Source organism: Dyadobacter sp. LHD-138 (assembly GCF_030929615.1).
GTDB lineage: Bacteria > Bacteroidota > Bacteroidia > Cytophagales > Spirosomataceae > Dyadobacter.
Genome location: NZ_JAVFVU010000057.1, coordinates 12,296 through 29,402 on the forward strand (window position 1 = coordinate 12,296; position 17,107 = coordinate 29,402).

General features: G+C 44.7%; 13 protein-coding genes. 6 read left to right on the top strand and 7 right to left on the bottom strand.

Annotated elements, in window-relative coordinates:
* Positions 1 to 14: 14 nt before the first annotated feature.
* Positions 15 to 1,268 (bottom strand): beta-ketoacyl-ACP synthase II, encoded by a 1,254-nt coding sequence (fabF, locus tag RB622_RS28100; protein ID WP_308050141.1) that lies wholly within the window; start codon positions 1,266 to 1,268, stop codon positions 15 to 17.
* 44 nt (positions 1,269 to 1,312) lie between these two features.
* A complete protein-coding gene (locus tag RB622_RS28105; protein WP_015813362.1) occupies positions 1,313 to 1,549 on the bottom strand; it encodes an acyl carrier protein in 237 nt (78 codons plus the stop codon).
* Positions 1,550 to 1,778: 229 nt separating this feature from the next.
* Between RB622_RS28105 and kdsA the strand changes: the two genes are divergently transcribed.
* The 4 genes from kdsA to RB622_RS28125 all read left to right on the top strand — a co-directional run bounded on the left by kdsA (position 1,779) and on the right by RB622_RS28125 (position 4,470).
* Positions 1,779 to 2,591 carry a 3-deoxy-8-phosphooctulonate synthase gene (gene kdsA / locus RB622_RS28110; protein WP_308050142.1) on the top strand — a complete coding sequence of 271 codons (813 nt, stop codon included), beginning with the start codon at positions 1,779 to 1,781 and terminating at the stop codon, positions 2,589 to 2,591.
* A 62-nt stretch (positions 2,592 to 2,653) separates the two neighbouring features.
* Positions 2,654 to 3,364, top strand: a complete 711-nt coding sequence (locus RB622_RS28115) for a phosphatase PAP2 family protein (protein ID WP_308050143.1) — start codon at positions 2,654 to 2,656, stop codon at positions 3,362 to 3,364.
* A gap of 104 nt (positions 3,365 to 3,468) precedes the next feature.
* Positions 3,469 to 3,933: a GyrI-like domain-containing protein gene (locus tag RB622_RS28120; protein ID WP_308050144.1), complete on the top strand. Its 465-nt coding sequence runs from the start codon at positions 3,469 to 3,471 to the stop codon at positions 3,931 to 3,933.
* A 6-nt stretch (positions 3,934 to 3,939) separates the two neighbouring features.
* Entirely contained in the window at positions 3,940 to 4,470 is a 531-nt protein-coding gene (locus RB622_RS28125; protein ID WP_308050145.1) for a DNA-3-methyladenine glycosylase I, read from the top strand.
* Here RB622_RS28125 and recQ read toward each other — a convergent pair.
* The 4 genes from recQ to RB622_RS28145 all read right to left on the bottom strand — a co-directional run bounded on the left by recQ (position 4,467) and on the right by RB622_RS28145 (position 11,598).
* Entirely contained in the window at positions 4,467 to 6,620 is a 2,154-nt protein-coding gene (recQ, locus tag RB622_RS28130; protein ID WP_308050147.1) for a DNA helicase RecQ, read from the bottom strand. The genes RB622_RS28125 and recQ overlap by 4 nt on opposite strands.
* Before the next feature lie 114 nt (positions 6,621 to 6,734).
* Positions 6,735 to 8,855, bottom strand: coding sequence for a helix-hairpin-helix domain-containing protein (locus tag RB622_RS28135; RefSeq protein WP_308050148.1), 2,121 nt, complete (start codon positions 8,853 to 8,855; stop codon positions 6,735 to 6,737).
* 24 nt (positions 8,856 to 8,879) lie between these two features.
* A complete protein-coding gene (nadC, locus tag RB622_RS28140; protein WP_308050149.1) occupies positions 8,880 to 9,743 on the bottom strand; it encodes a carboxylating nicotinate-nucleotide diphosphorylase in 864 nt (287 codons plus the stop codon).
* Between the two features lie 85 nt (positions 9,744 to 9,828).
* Positions 9,829 to 11,598 carry a hypothetical protein gene (locus tag RB622_RS28145; RefSeq protein WP_308050150.1) on the bottom strand — a complete coding sequence of 590 codons (1,770 nt, stop codon included), beginning with the start codon at positions 11,596 to 11,598 and terminating at the stop codon, positions 9,829 to 9,831.
* A 125-nt stretch (positions 11,599 to 11,723) separates the two neighbouring features.
* Here RB622_RS28145 and upp point away from each other — a divergent pair, with 125 nt between their 5' ends.
* Entirely contained in the window at positions 11,724 to 12,365 is a 642-nt protein-coding gene (gene upp, locus RB622_RS28150) for a uracil phosphoribosyltransferase (protein ID WP_308050151.1), read from the top strand.
* A gap of 112 nt (positions 12,366 to 12,477) precedes the next feature.
* Here upp and RB622_RS28155 read toward each other — a convergent pair whose 3' ends face one another.
* Positions 12,478 to 15,534, bottom strand: a complete 3,057-nt coding sequence (locus RB622_RS28155) for a TonB-dependent receptor domain-containing protein (RefSeq protein ID WP_308050152.1) — start codon at positions 15,532 to 15,534, stop codon at positions 12,478 to 12,480.
* A 342-nt stretch (positions 15,535 to 15,876) separates the two neighbouring features.
* Between RB622_RS28155 and RB622_RS28160 the strand changes: the two genes are divergently transcribed.
* The gene (locus RB622_RS28160; RefSeq protein WP_308050153.1) at positions 15,877 to 16,944 is read left to right on the top strand and encodes a mannose-1-phosphate guanylyltransferase; all 1,068 of its coding nucleotides are present in this window, start codon (positions 15,877 to 15,879) and stop codon (positions 16,942 to 16,944) included.
* Positions 16,945 to 17,107 lie beyond the last annotated feature (163 nt).

A 17,107-nucleotide genomic window follows, 5' to 3' on the forward strand; every position in this document is an offset into this window, starting at 1 on the left:
AATCAATAAGTTAATTATCCCTCGTACTTTTTGAAAATGACGGAAGCATTATGACCGCCAAAACCAAAAGTATTACTTAGGGCTATATCGACCTTGCGTTTTTGCGCTGTATTGAAAGTAAGGTTCAGCCTTGGATTAATCTCCGGATCATCCGTAAAGTGGTTGATTGTCGGTGGAATAATCTGGTCCTGAATCGCCATGATACAAGCCGCTGCTTCAATCGCTCCTGCACCACCGAGCAAATGTCCGGTCATGGATTTTGTGGAGCTGATATTCATCTTGTATGCATGTTCACCGAAAAATTTCTCGATGGCTTTAATTTCCTGCGGGTCACCAATCGGGGTGGAAGTTCCGTGGGTATTGATGTAGTCGATATCTTCAGGCTGCAAACCGGCGTTTTCAAGCGTATTTTTCATTACCATGTAGGCGCCACGTCCATCCGGATGCGGAGCGGTAATGTGATAAGCGTCGGAAGACATTCCGCCACCAATCATTTCCGCATAAATTTTAGCACCGCGCGCCTTGGCATGCTCGTACTCTTCAAGAATAATGGCTGCGCCACCTTCTCCCAAAACAAATCCGTCACGATCCTTATCATAAGGACGTGAGGCCGTTTCCGGGGAATCGTTTCTTTCTGATAATGCTTTCAGGGCATTAAATCCACCTACACCTGCATTGGTCACCGCAGCCTCAGAACCGCCTGAAATACACACGTTCATCATACCCAGACGGATATAATTGTATGCATCGATCAAAGCATTGGTTGCGGAAGCACAGGCAGAAACTGTAATGAAAGTAGGGCCACGAAAACCGTAGCGGATGGAGATAACTCCAGACGCGCTGTCGGCAATCATTTTAGGAATGAAGAACGGGTTAAAGCGTGGGTTTCTTCCACCTTCAGAGAAGTTTAACACTTCGTCTTCAAAGGTTTTCAGACCACCAATGCCAGAACCCCAAATTACACCGGCTTTGTCGAGATCAAGTGTATCTGCGTCAAAGCCGGCGTCCTTCATTGCCTCATCAGCTGCAATAACGGCATACTGGGTAAATGGATCCATTTTACGAGCTTCCTGACGCGGAATGTAATCATGTATGTCCAGCCCTTTTACCTCACAGGCAAATCGGGTTCGAAACCGTTCGGCATCAAACCTCGTTATAGGCGCAGCACCGCTGACGCCTGCAACTAAATTTTTCCAATAGGTGGCAACATCATTTCCAATAGGCGTCAATGCGCCCATACCGGTAATTACAACTCGCTTAAAACTCATAAAATAGGGACAGAAAAAGAAGATGATACTGGAAACGCGTAAAACTATTTTACGTTTTCTTCCAGATATGCAACAGCCTGACCAACTGTACCAATGTTCTCGGCTTGATCATCAGGAATAGAAAGATTGAATTCTTTCTCAAATTCCATAATCAACTCAACGGTATCTAGAGAGTCCGCTCCCAAGTCGTTCTGGAAGTTTGCTTCTGGCGTTACCTCCGACTCTTCTACGCCGAGTTTTTCGACGATAATTTGCTTAACTCTTTCTGCAATTGCTGACATTTTGTAAACACTTTTTGGTTAAAATCGCAACAAAGAAAGATATTCTACTTCACTTTGTCAACATTTTTTTAATACCACCCTTAATAGTATACAAAAAGCCTAGGAAATAAAAGAAACAGAATATCAAATGCTTAACCCTATAAGTTCCACGAATACAAGGAATCACATAGAGAAGATTGCAGATAACAGTACCTTTACAGAACTTTATTAAACTTTGATTATTAGTCTTATGCTGTCAATTCCCAAATTAAAAAACACTGATTCTTCCCAGTTTTTCCTCATGGCGGGCCCTTGTGCTATTGAAGGCAGAGACATGGCATTGCGTATTGCAGAACACATCGTAACCCTGACAGACAAATTTAAAATTCCTTATATTTTCAAAGGCTCCTACCGCAAAGCCAATCGTACCAAAGTAGATTCATTCACCGGTATCGGTGACGAAAAAGCTTTGAAAATTTTACAAGAGGTCAGCGATACCTTTGGCATCCCGACCGTAACGGATATTCACGAATCGCACGAAGCCGCCTTCGCAGCCGAGTACGTAGACATCTTACAGATCCCCGCATTTTTATGCCGCCAGACTGAGCTAATTGCCGCAGCAGCACGTACCGGAAAAGCAGTGAACGTGAAAAAGGGGCAATTTCTTTCGGGAGCTTCCATGAAATTTGCCGTTGAAAAAATCAATGAGACCAATCCGGCTTGTCAGGTTTTACTCACGGACCGTGGAAACAGCTTTGGATACGGCGAACTGATCGTTGATTACCGCAACCTTCCGGCTATGCGTGCCTTTGATGTGCCGGTTATTATGGACTGTACGCACTCATTGCAGCAGCCAAACCAGGAATCGGGTGTGACGGGCGGCAAACCCAAATTGATCGAAACCATAGCCAAAGCGGCGATTGCCGTGGGCGCTGACGGATTGTTTATCGAAACGCACTTTAATCCAGCCGAGGCAAAATCAGACGGCGCCAATATGCTCCCGCTAGATCAGCTGGAAGGATTACTGGAAAAACTCGTGCGTGTGCGGGAATCAATTTTGTAAGTGAAGCCTTTATAAATTCGAGCTTGCGGCATGATGCCGCAAGCTGCTTATCAAACCTCTTTATGACAAAACAGTTTACTTGTTACATACTTGCCGTAACCTTGATCTGTCAAATTTTATTTTCATTTCATGCTTCTGCACAGGAAGTCGATTCTGTTTATCATGATTCTCTTGTAGGAAAAAAAGAGGAAAAACTCTGGCAGGTACGGCCGATTGAGGTGGTCCCGCCGGTTACCCTTGCGCTCGCTTCCTTTGTTGTACAAGGTTCTATCAGCAGACGTTTGCAGGCGAATCTTGTTGGCCAGCAGCCTAATATTTATACCCACGCTGATGATTACCTGCGCTATTTGCCGGGCGCTGTCAGCCTGGGCCTCGGCGCTTCGGGCGTAAAAGGAAAACATTCTTTTGGAGACCAGCTGATTCTGGCCGTCCTCTCCAATATCATTTCCCAGGGAGCAACCGGAAGTTTAAAACTATTATCGAAATATCCACGCCCAAACGGCGAGGACAACCGCTCATTCCCATCCGGGCACGCCAGCAGCGCCTTCGCCAATGCGACCATTCTGCACGAAGAATACGGGCACAGAAACGTTTGGTACAGTGTAGGCGGATATACCACAGCCACGGCAGTCGGCGGTATGCGTGTACTACAAAACAAGCACTGGCTTTCCGATGTATTGATGGGTGCGGCCATTGGCATCGCGGCCACAAAAATTGTCTACATTAGCTATCCCTGGCTGAAACAGAAAGTTCGCCACATCAGAAAGCGGTAAAGTTATTATCAGAAAATAAATCCGGATTTCTGAAATCACACTGACATAGGGTTGTCACTGCGGACCGGTTATTTTGGGAAATCATTTATCACAATAAACTTCCCATGAAAATAAAAACAGTACATCCGATGCAGGTTTTGTGTTTCGAAACACAAACAACATTAAAAGAAATACTCCAGTACATCCGGGTCGTTGCCCATAAAATGTATCAGGTTGCCGTACAAAATGAGCTTGAAATAACGGGCCCGGTTTACTGGCTGTATGAAGGCATGGATGGAAATCCGGAAACTGTGTTTTCTTTAACCATTGCGCTCCCGATCTCTTTTAAGGATAAAACGCTCAGTACATCCGAATTTAAGCTAAAACAGCTGGAAACTTTCAATTGTGCCTCGGAACAGCATCTGGGCGACTGGAATAACTTAGGGGAAACCTATGGCTCCCTGATCCCGGCGATACTTTCAGAGGGCCACAAAATGAGCGGGCAAAACCGTGAGATTTATCTGAATATGGATTTTGAAAATCCGGAAGCCAATATCACCGAAGTTCAAATAGGGATCACTGAGCACTAATTTTTTATGTCATACTGCGACTACGTAAACAACAACCCGTCCGAACTTCCGGATTATTTATTGCACAAACATTATCACGACCATCAATACGGTTTTACCATTGACGACGATGACGAGCTGTTTGGCAGGTTAATCCTTGAAATCAATCAGGCCGGGCTAAGCTGGACACTGATGCTTCGGAAACAGCAAAGTTTTCGTAACGCGTACAGCAATTTTTCCATCGAGAAAATCGCTCAGTATGACGAGACTGATCGTGAAAGGTTGCTGCTTGATCCCGGCATCATCAGGAACCGGTTAAAAATCAACGCCGCGATCATTAACGCGCAAAAAATAGTGGAGCTGAAAAAAGAATATGGTTCTTTCAAAGCCTGGCTCGACGCACATCACCCATTAACGATCACCGAGTGGTTGAAACTGTTTAAGAAGAATTTCAAGTTTGTCGGAGGAGAGATTGTCAATGAATTTTTAATGAGCACCGGGTATTTGCCTGGTGCCCATAGTGAGGAGTGTCCGGTTTACTTGCGGGTGAAGTCTTAATTCTCCCGCTCCTCTTCCCAAACCGCCAGCGCCAGTTTTATCTGTCCGTAATCGTATTTTTCATTCAGCTGCTCAAAAAGCGGCTTTAAAGGTTCGTCTCTCCGGATGCTCAGCTCCCGGGCGGCAGTTACGATGATTTTATATATGTTCGGATCGATTAATGCTTTTAGATTGATCTCGTGTCCGTCTTCCTTTAATTTGACCAGATGTGAAATAATCGTAACCGGATTAAGATCTCGTTTTTCGGCAATGACTTTTAGAGAATAACCAGCCTTAAACAACTCCCAGGTTTCGATGTAAGTCATTCCCTGTGCGATACGCGTACCCGGTTTGGTGTTTTCTCTGGCAAATGCCACAATTTCCTTGATGAAAGTATCGCCATAATTACGATAACGCTCCGTACCAATACCAGAAATTGCCTTCATTTGCGCCTCCGAAACCGGTCTTTTCTGCGCCATTTCCGATAGTGTAGCATCCGTAAAAACGACATATGGCGGAACGCCCATCCGATCGGCAATTTGCTTACGCAGCGTACGTAAACGCTCAAACAATGCATCGCGGATAATTTCCTGTTTTGGTTTTTCTTTGGGAAGCTGTGCCTCTTCTTTGGCCTTACGTTCAGAAAGCGGGATAAATCTTACCAGTTCCACCTTCCTTTTTTCATATAAAACCTGACGACTGAATGCATTTAATTTAAAAGAATGGGCTTCGTCGTAGGCAATGTCCATCACACCGGAGTTCAGCAATTGGCTGATGTATTCCGCCCATTCCTCACCACGCAAATCATGGCCTACGCCAAAAGTCGGAAGCCGATCATATCCGTGCTGTAAAATATTTCTATTCCGACTGCCGCGGAGAATATCAATCAGCATCCCCATCGCCACCTTCTGATCTGTCCGGGCTATACCGGATAACGCTTTTTGAGCGATAACTGTCGCATCAAAACGTGATCTCGGGTTCCGGCATACATCACAGTTCCCACAATCGCGGTCTACGGCTTCGTTAAAATAACTCAGCAAAATTCTTCTGCGACAAATATCTGCCTCAGCATATTGTTTCATCCGGTCGAGTTTGGCATTCAGCAACTCCTTTTGCTCCGCCGACTGATCCGAATTTGTGATCATTTCCTGCCGGGTGATAATATCCATATAACTGTAAAACAACACTGTGTCAGAAGGCGAACCGTCACGACCAGCCCTACCGATTTCCTGGTAAAAACTCTCCACATTGGAAGGCAGGTTATAATGAATTACCCAGCGCACATTCGACTTGTCAATACCCATGCCAAAGGCAATGGTCGCCACGATAATCTGGATATCGTCCCTCAAAAACAGATCCTGCACGCGCGATCTTTTATCAGCGGCCAGTCCCGCATGGTAATATTCAGCCCGAAACCCGGCCTTTTGCAAACTGGCGGCAACGGTCTCGGTTCCTTTTCGGCTCAGACAGTAAATAATCCCGGCTTGCCCGTTATGTTTCGTTAAAAAGCTTTGTATCTGCTGTATTCTCTTCCTTCCCGGCAGTACATTTAGGCTAAGATTCGGGCGGTCAAAACTGGCAACAAAAGTTTGTGCTTCCTCAATACCGATTTGTTTCAGGATATCCCTGCGCGTTACCCGGTCTGCGGTCGCCGTTAAAGCGATTACCGGAACATCAGGAAAATATTTTTTCAGAGCACTTAACTGACGGTATTCCGGACGGAAATCATGGCCCCAGGAAGAAATACAGTGTGACTCGTCAATGGCAAAAAGTGAGACCTTCCATTCTCTTAAATATTCAAAAGTATTGCCCGAAAAAAGCCGCTCCGGTGCTATGTACAATAGTTTTAATTCTCCAACCTTGGCCTGCCACATGACCTGATCCTGTTCAACAGCGGAAAGAGTCGAATTCAGGAATGCTGCTTTAACTCCATTGACCCTGAGCGCCTCCACCTGATCTTTCATAAGCGCAATCAGCGGCGAAATGACCACGGTTAACCCTTCCCGAAGAATAGCCGGAATTTGGAAACAGACCGACTTCCCTCCCCCCGTTGGCATCAGTACCAGACAATCCTGACCCGCCATAACGGTATCGATAATTTCTGCCTGCTGCGGCCTGAAAGCATCGTAACCAAAATACTGTTTTAAAGCCTGTTCTTTATTGATAGACATGATGAAGTGCGTTCGAAGCGGTAAGCCATCGCAGTTTGTCGTCAGAAAATGAATCCCGATCCAAAATGCTGTATGTATTGATTGTAAAACGAAAATATCCGCAAAAGTAACGATTCAAAACTGATAGATGACCTGCGCCTTCAATTCACTTCGCTTTTTTCCCTGAATCTCATTCAATCCCGAACTGATTTCATCCATTTTTGAATAACGCGTTTGCGACCACCGTAGCCAGAGCTTCATTTTTTTGGAAAGCGGATAACGCAGCATTACATAATGCCTCGTCCCCTGATCATAATAAGCCGGAAGCGAAAACGCGTACAACATATCCTTTTCATAAACATACTGCCGGCTATCATAATCATCTGTTTTAAAAAAAGCCATACGCATGCTGAATTCCATTTTTGAAAGCCGGTAAGAAATGTCCTGAACAATAGTAAATCCGGAAGATTTTGCCTTCCCCTCATACCGGAAATCTCCACCCTGCAACCTCGTTCGTACTGAAAATCGAAGCGGCATTGCGTATTCAAAATTAATCATAGCCGTTCGGCGGATCGTTTTCAGTACCCTGGGTATCGGAAATTCGGAGTCTGGTTCATTATGCGCTTTATGCTTTTCACGAAAAACCGCATACATGTTCAGCTTTTTATTCGGTTTCCAAAGTGCGTGCAGGAAATAATCATGACCGTCGGATGGTGCATCAATCTGGTATTTCAGCCAGGGAAAATAAAAGCGGTCATAAAATCCACTGAATTGCCAGCGTCGGTTTGGCGCATACTTAAGTCCCCAATACACGCCGGATTCATTAATCGGTCGGGTTGCTTCGCTTATTGCCCCTCCGTATAACGAGTGAAAACTCCGGTCATAATGTCTTACCAAAAGCGTAAAATCTATCGTTCTTCCCAGTCCCGCTATCAGACCACCGACTCCACCCAAACCACCATTTTTTGATCTGGCACCTTCACCAAAAAAATGTACATTCTGCCATCGATAGTCCCCGTGAAGACCAATTACGGTATTCTGATTTCCCTGAAATTCAAACTTATTGTATAGGTCGTCTTTTTTGTGTAAAGCTGCGCTGTAAAAGGTGTTTAAAACGGTTATCCCGATCTGTCCGCGTTGTGAAAACAGTTTGTACAAGGCGTGAAAACCGACATTTTGCTCCCCAACAGCACCGTGATTTTCCCGCTCCGTCTGCGTCCGGTGATAACCCGAAATTTGTAAAGAAGAAACCGTTAATTCATCCTGCAATGCTTCCGGATTTCCGTCACGCCGGGTATACGAATAAAACATTGTAACATCCAGTTGTTTACGCAAAGCATAGGTCGCTGCGGCACCACGGAAAAAACCGGCTTCAAGTACTGACGTAAATGGTCTCAGCCCTGTTGTACTTCGGTAGGTCGTCCTGATCACCTCAGATCCTTTTCCGAGCGAAAACCCACCCGCCATCACCAGGCCTTGCCCGGCCTGCATCTGGTAATCGCCAATGATTAAATTTTTCAGCCTGCCCCGATTCATAATCTGCCCATGAAAGGAGGTGAAGTCCGCTCCAAAAATCTGCTTTTCCGGCCTCCATCTCAACTTTTCTCCCGCATCATTTTCCATCGTCAGCCCGAAACTATACTGACCGGCGCGGGCATAACGATAGCGAAGGTTTCCGTACAACGGTTTTCCCTGATAGCGCGAGGTCGAACGACTTGACGTATCAATGGCGGAAAAACCCTTCTGTTTTTCCAAAAGCCGCCCGGACCGTAACAGCAAAAAATGCTGGCTGGGATTTTGAAAAGATTCATTCAAAGCCAATGCCCTGGCGCGTACGATCACAAAGGGCAATAATCTCCTGATCGTAGTCAAATCAAAATTCGGTATCGCCTGCAATTCATACAACGAAAGAAACGGGCCCAGTTTCTGACGATAGTCAAAAAAGCATTTTATTTGCGTTTGTGAAAGTATTAAAGTGGCTGTTAATTCATCAGCCGTTACCACATTCAGATCAAGCGGATTGGTATACAATTGAAATAATAATTCATACAAGCCGGAATTATTATTGTCGTCCGAAGCAATGGGAATAAAATCCTGAATTAATTGATGCACATCCATTTCCGGACGTGGTGGTTCCTGCGCAAACAGGTTTTTACAGCCAATAAATATGCCTAAAAGTGGTAAAAAAAAGTAACGAAAAATCGCACATGCTGCTTCGTTATTAACAAACATGTGCGATTTCCCGTTACTATGCATCGTCAACGGATCATTTTAAGAAAGTCAAAAGGCTTTCAGGCTTAAATCCAGACTTTGTATCTGGTGTGTCAAAGCGCCGCTGGAAATTAAATCTACTCCGGTTTCTGCTACGGACCGTAAGGTTTTCTCCGTAATATTTCCCGAAGCCTCCGTTACAAAACGTCCGTTAATACGTTTCACGGCTTCACGCATATCGTCCAGTGAAAAATTATCAAGCATGATAATATCTACCTGACCAACCCGTAAAACTTCATCAACCTCCGCCAGACTGCGTGTTTCCACCTCAATTTTCAAATCCTTACCATACTCTTTCAGGTAAGCGCGCGCATTCGTTATCGCGGCTTCAATGCCACCGGCATAGTCCACATGATTGTCTTTTAGCATAATCATATCATAAAGGCCCATTCTATGATTAACAGCGCCCCCAATCTTCGTCGCCATTTTTTCAAACAGGCGGAAATTAGGTGTCGTTTTACGCGTATCCAGCAATTTTACCGGCAATTCGCCGATGATATCAACCATTTCACGGGCATACGTTGCGATCCCGCTCATACGCTGCATAATGTTCAGCAGCAATCTCTCGGCCTTTAAAATCAGCTGGGCACTTGCCTCAATCGTCAGTACAATATCCCCCACTTTTACACGGGCACCATCCTGAATAAATACCTCAACTTTCGCCGCAGGGTGATTGTACAACGCCGCCGTTTCTTTCAGAATAACAAGCGCCACTTCAACACCAGCCAAAATTCCCTCCTGTTTTACCAGCAACCGGGCTTTTTTCATAGCGCCGGCAGGTACACTTGAAAGCGAGGAATGGTCTCCATCACCTATGTCTTCAAGTAGAGCCAAATGAATTAAATCGCGTAGTTCGTGGGGGTTAGTTTCCATATTTTTAGAATAATCTGCACTCAGAAACTGCTTACTTTCCTGAATACCTAATGAATACGTTGTTTTTGTAACGAAGTCACAGAAATCAAAAGGTTTGATTTCTGTAAGCCATGTTGTAACGGATTGCGAATGAGAAAACGTCGGTTTTTTGAGCCACATTCACATCGACCGATTTTAGGCTGCGGTGTAAATAGCGTGCGTCCAGAAACAGATTGTGGGCCAGAGAATAAGTCAGGCGCAGATCCGTAAATGATGTTTTTGCAGCAATGCCCTGCCCGATTTTGTGTCCGTAATCGTTGTCTTCTGGGTTTACACCGGTGCGGGTATCATAATCCAAAAGAATGTTGCTTCCGTAATTCGTCCCCACACCAGTTGGATCCAAACCTTGTTTTGCCCAGGTTTGGGTACCATAAATCGATAAGCGCGGTGTTACTTTATATCTTAAAATACCCAGATATTCTTTAAAATTGGCACCAAGCGGATGCGCTAGCGACTGATTGTAATGCACGTAATTTCGCCCGCCATCCTTGTGCGCGTACGTGTAAGGCCTCACGATATTGGTTTCCAGCTGCAAATCCAGATTAGGAACCCCGAAAGCATCGACATATTTTCCGCCAAGCTGGAAACTATATTTGTTGGTCCAGGAGCGGTCGCCATTAAACATGTGTTTCGTTAAAAATTCGTCCAGAACAAACTGGCTGTAAATCGATCCTTTTTTACCCACAAGCCATTTAAAATCGAAACCCAACAACGCATTGTCCTCACTCCCGATATACGATTCCACATACCGGTAGAAAATGATCGGGTTAAGATAATTAAGATCATACCCCCCGCTGGTAGAATCTCTGCTGAAAACCTCTGCTTCGAAAACACCAATATTGATCCGATCCGTAATATTTATACTTAAATGGTGAATAGCCGAAAACTTTTTGGACCGTAAAAGGCCTTTGCTCTCCTGCTCATTAACCATGCTCGTCCATAAGTTGGTATATTTAAAACGACCAAGCTGGGTATCAATTCTTAAAAATAAATAAGGGCTGCTGTTATCAGACAATAAAAGAGAACGATATCCGCTGCCAAACACATTGACATCGTGACCAAATTTCACGTTTACACTTTTTAAAGGGCGAAACGTAATATATCCCCTCGCTGACAGGAAATCCACTCCTTTGTCATTTTGTATTTTTTTCGCAAGTCCCTCCCCCGGGAAATTATATTTACCTGCGTAATCCGTCACATATTTTGGAAAGACACCCTGGTTATCCGATACAAAAGTATAAAATCCGAGTTTTTCGTTAATCATACCACGGAGTTCAATCCCGCGGCCCGTCAGCCATAAGGGGGAACTTATATTATTGTCTTTACCTATAAATTCATTGGTGGTGAAGTTTAAGTGCAAGTCAAAATCCTTGTCGTGGTAACTGTAAAAGTCAGCGGCGTGCTGCCAGAATTTCCGTTGTCCGTTGCGTTTTCTGCCTTTAAACAATCCAAATTTATTGCCCGGGTCCAATCTCGAAAGCCTGGCGTATTTTGCCGAGTCCGTTGCCGCAAAACCTTTTGTCCATTCCCAGCTATCTTCCCGCAAATAGTCAATGGTCTGCCAATCCCGGTCCGTCAGGGAAACATTTCCTTCTTTTAATATAGAATCCGTCAACGCAACGATTGCCTTTCTCTCAAATGGTTTTACATTTGAATGAAATCCTTCGGAGAACTTTCCGCGTTTAATTTCCAATCGGTCGATCAGATGATAATAATCGTCATTTATCGGAACAAAAGCACTTTGCGCTTGTGCATATGATGAAGTAATTAGTATAAAACAAACATATAATAAGAACTTGTCGAAGCGTTGATTCATAGATTATAGATTCTACTATGCAGGTTATTTTGGTACTTATTTCAGGCTATGTTATCGAAAGTTTCAAATTTCGTCAATCAAATTGTAATATCTTCTATCGAATAGGTTAAATTAAGATCAAAGTTATGTTTTTACTGTCCCAGAAACCTTCCATTGTTGATCATTTCATCGCCGAGTTACGTGATATCGACGGTCAGAAAGACCGTATGCGATTCCGTCGCAACATTGAGCGCGTGGGCGAAGTGCTTGCTTACGAAATTTCAAAATCTCTGACTTACCGAACAGAATCGGTTGAGACGCCCCTGGGCACCGCACCTTCGAGATCCCTGCTTCAGCCGATCGTGTTGGCAACAATCCTGCGCGCAGGACTTCCGCTGCATCAGGGGTTTCTGAACATATTCGATCAGGCGGACAATGCCTTTGTAGGTGCATACCGCGGCCACAATCTCAAAGACGATGAATTTGAGGTGGAAATGGATTACATAACCAGTCCTAACCTTAGTGGAAAAACGCTAATCCTGATCGATCCGATGCTGGCCACGGGCCGCTCGCTGGAAAAAGTTTATCATGCGCTCTTGCGCTTTGGCATACCGGCGCAAACCCATATTGCATCCGTTATTGCAAGCCCGGAAGGAGTCGATTTTCTTCAAAAAAGAGTTCCGCAATGCAGATTGTGGATCGGTGTTCTGGATGAGCGTTTAAATGAACAATATTATATCGTTCCCGGTCTGGGCGACGCCGGAGATCTTGCTTACGGATCAAAGTAAAATTCACTTCGGCTGTCGGCAATCGGTTTTCAGACTTCGGATTTGAATAATTTAGTCAGCTATCGACACGCTTTGCGGGTGCCGATAGCTGACTGCTGATAGCAAAATACAATCAATTCAATAACTGATCAAACGTTATTGATACGTAATACATCGCTCCCACGGACGGGTTTGCCCAGCCTGTTGTGTAAAGTTTCCCCGTCAGGTTCGTTCCGCCCACCTTAATAATCGATTTAATCGAAGAAACTTTCCGACTGATTTGTGCATCCAGCGTCGAATAGGCAGGAACAACCGTTTTACGCTGAATATTTGCTGCAATGCTCGCCACCGTTGCCTGCCATACCATACTGGTCTGGTGACGGAATGTAACGCCAAATCCCCAGCCGCTTCTGTTGATATCCCGGTTTGCAAATCCAAAATTATAGCGATATTCCGGAGAATTAAAAAAGGTAACGAACGATGGATTTTCGCGTTCCATTGCTGCTGCATTGAGCAAAATGTTTTGGGTAACATTTCCACTCAGGGTATAACCTTTTCCAATGACATAATCCAGGCCAACACCCCATCCCGAATTTTTTACCGTTTGTGTCGCATTGACCGGCAAGCTGTATGTATTTCTTTTCGAAGCATCCAGCAAATCGGTAATCGGACCGTTCGGGTCTTTCTTTTGCAAAAGCACTGTGATTCCATCAAAAGTGATGAATCGGTTGTAATAATAAAATGCGTCAACGTATAATTTATTTGCCACAACACCCTTATAACCCACTTCATACGTTTCAACACGTTCAGGCTGCCATTCCCGGAATTGATAGGGTTTTAAGCTTCCGTCCGTCAACGACTGCTGCGTGATCGCTGTTTGTTCATAAACCGCATTTGTTTCCATGTTATATTTTTGACGGAACAAAGGCAGCCCACCAATCAAACGAGCCTTAGGTGTCAGCAAATTAATATACTGGTTTTGCGTAGTCGGGATCCTGAATCCACGTTGAAATGACGCCCGGAAATTATGGTTCTTAGCGACCGTATAAACCCCGGAAACCCGCGGACTAAACTGTCCCTTAAAATTCTCATTTTTATCATAACGAACCGACGCTGTCAGTTTAAACACATCCCAAAATGTTTTGGATGCCTGCGCATAAGCCCCGTATTCCCTTATATTAAATTCCTTTCCCGTCGGCGTGCCATCCTGCGTTTCAAACAAAGTTCCTTCCGAATTCAGGTCATACACCCGGTAGCTTGCGCCTGCAATCAGCTCTACCAGTTTTGGATTAATCAGTTTGTTGAAATTATACATGAATTCGCCATGGTATAAATTCGACTTATCCAAAAATTTGGCCCCGTTTGGAATAGGTTTGGTTTTCAGGTCTGCCGCCGTCGAATCAAACTGCGTTCCGCCGGGTAAAAATTTTCCGTTCGCATCCGTAATGCCCGGTGCCAGGGCATTTCCCAGCCAGGTTTTGTTGTTTGCGGATGCATAGCTATTTGCCAGCGCATAGGCCGCCTGCATGGCCTCAGCCTGCGACAAACCCGACTGAAGCCCGGCGCTATACGCCTGTAAAAGTGCGCCGGCATAAGTAGTAACGGCCGTTTGGACATACCCCGGCAGAGCACCCGGCACCTTGCTTCCAATGGATTCAAGATAACTTTTGCCCATCAAACTACCGAGTACACCCAGTGCATGTGCATCACCCGAATTTTCGCGGGTCGTGTAAAGTCTCACGAAAAAATTACTTCCCCGGAGTTCTGCCTTGTATTGTCCGATTGTAAAATTTTGAATGTTGTACCGGTCGGCTGCGGTATACACAGCAGAACCTTTTCCCCAGTTTGCCTGAAGAATTGCCTCCACATTGTCATTGATACGGTAATGCAGGGAAGCATTCAGTTTGAGACTCTTGGCCGGGTAGTTGGTCAGCTGATTTTCTGCATATCCCGGCGCACCAACGTAGTAAGATTTCGGAATAATCTGATTAAAAATTGACTGGGATATGGCTATTTGCTGCGCTTGCGTCTGTCCACCCAGTAATTGCGGAAGTGTTGCACCTCCGGCTTGTGGAATGGGCGTTGAGAAAATAGATCCGATTACAGGGGATGTGCCATTTGAACCGTTTCCCGGCATCCCGTTTCCATACAATGATGAATAAATACTAGCTCCAAAGTCCTTTCCGACCTCCCCATCGCCATACCAGTTAACCCCATCATACATAGGGTTTTTAAGGACGTTGTCCTTGTTGTTTTCCAGTGTTGTGCCATTGATAAGGCTCTGATCACGATAATCCGTGGCCTGCCAGTCCTTTGCCGTCAGATACGAGGCATTTACCTTGAAAGCCAGGCGGTTGTTAAAAGCCTTGGCATAACGGATCCCGAAATCATAAAACGGTGTATTTTCTTTTGTTCTGTTGGAAGCACTCATGATCCCTGTTTTTCCATAGGCGCTCAGTCCCTGAAAAGTAAAGGGAGATTTGCTATTCATCAGAATAATTCCGTTAATGGCATTCGGTCCATACAGTGCAGTGGCGGCTCCCGGAAGCACTTCAACACTTTCAACATCGAGCTCCGGTATCCCGGCCACATTACCAACCGCGAAATTCAATCCCGGTGCCTGGTTGTCCATACCATCAATCAGCTGAACGACGCGGGTATTCCCGTTGGCACCAAACCCGCGCGTGCTTACCGACTTGAAAGTCAGCGATTGCGTGCTCATTTCAATCCCTTTCAGATTTTGAAGGGCGTCATAAAAAGAAGCCTGAGGGGTCTCCCGAATGGTTCGGATATCGATTTTCTCAATCGATACAGGTGATTTCATAACGCTTTCCTCCACGCGTGAAGCAGATACGATGAGTTCTTTTCCAAGAACGGCCTGTTCCTTTAATTTTATATCAACATGTGATAAACCTCCGGTAATATCAACCTCCTGTGTTTCAAAACCAACAGAGGAAATTACCAGTGTAAAAGGCGGAACCGACGTGGTGAGCAAGCTAAAAGTGCCATTGGCGTCGGTTATCGTGCCAATAACCTTTCCTTTAACCTGAATACTAACGCCTATCAGGGGATTCTCTGTCGATGCTTCCACAACTTTCCCCCCAACCGTGGTTTGGGAAAATACCTGTGTACTGCAAAGCAGCCACATCATGGCCAGCCATGATGCTTTTGGGGTAAATAGTGAGTACATAATTCTTTCAGATGTTATAGTTTGTTGTTATAGCAAGTTATATAATAAAACGCAATACAATACTTTTATTCTATTTATTCTTCATATTATTAAATAAATAAAATCTATGCATTACAGCGGGTATGTCGGGTTGATTCTTAAAAAATACGCCATTTAAGCTTTTGGGTATCGATTACTGCTCGTTGTCGGGCGGAAAATAGCCGCAGAATAGTTTCTGATGAGCGAATAGGAGAATGATATTGAAAGCTTGCCAGTTTATAATGACCCCGCGGTTGGTATCATCAAGGGTTTATTCTTAGCTTTACCGCCCAGTGCATACTATATCAAATTTATACTTCTACAATGCAGAATACATATGTTATCATCATGGCGGGAGGAGTTGGAACACGTTTCTGGCCTTTTAGCCGTACTGATTTTCCAAAGCAATTTCATGATGTACTGGGCACGGGCAGAACCTTGCTTCAACAAACCGTTGATCGCTTTGATGGCGTTTGTCCTACCGAAAATATATATATCGTAAGCAGCCTGGAATATAAGGATATCATCAAAGAGCAGGTCCCGGCGCTGTCCGACGATCAGATCCTGCTCGAACCACACCGTAGAAATACGGCGCCTTGTATCGCCTATGCCTGTTACAAAATCGCATCGCGTGACCCTGACGCAAATATTGTCGTAGCCCCTGCCGACCATATTATTTTAAAGGAAGAGGTTTTCAAGGATACCATCCGGATCGCCCTTGGCGCAACGAGAAATGAAGATATTCTGGTAACGCTCGGCATCCAGCCAACCCGCCCTGACACGGGTTACGGGTACATCCAATATATCCCCGACAAACTGACCGTAAAAAGGGTTAAGTCATTTACCGAGAAACCCCATCTGGAATTGGCTGAACAGTTTCTGGACAGCGGCGATTTTGTATGGAACGCAGGGATTTTTGTATGGAATATTCGGGCTTTTAAACGCGCGCTGCGTGAATTCCAACCTAATATTGCTGAAATTTTCGAAAGCGGAAATGCCCATTATTATAAAGAATCGGAAGATTCCTTTATCCAGGTTGCTTATTCGCAGTGCCGCAGCATTTCGATCGACAACGGCATTATGGAAAAGGCCAGTAATGTTCATGTGGTATTAAGCAGTTTTGGCTGGTCAGACCTGGGGACATGGAAATCTCTGTATGAGGTTTCGGAGAAAGATAAATTTCAAAATGTTACCGAAGGCAATCTTATCCTGCATAACACAACAAACTGCATCATCAAAACCCCTCAGGATAAGCTCGTGGTGGTAAATGGTCTCGAAGGTTTTATCGTAGCAGAATATGACGGCGTGCTGCTAATCTGCAAAAAAGACGAAGAACAAAAGGTAAAAGAATTTGTAGCCCAGGCGAAAGAACTACACAGCAAATACGTTTAAACGCTGAGCAAAAGTAAGCGCAGAGTTTCGCTGTTGTTTATTATTAGGGTGTCCAAACCACGGGTAACTATTTGACTTTTAGTTTTTTGTAACAAAAATTAACCCCGAAAATGTCCATTGCTGAGATATTTCGGGGTTTTTGTTTATCTTAAGGTTACCAAGC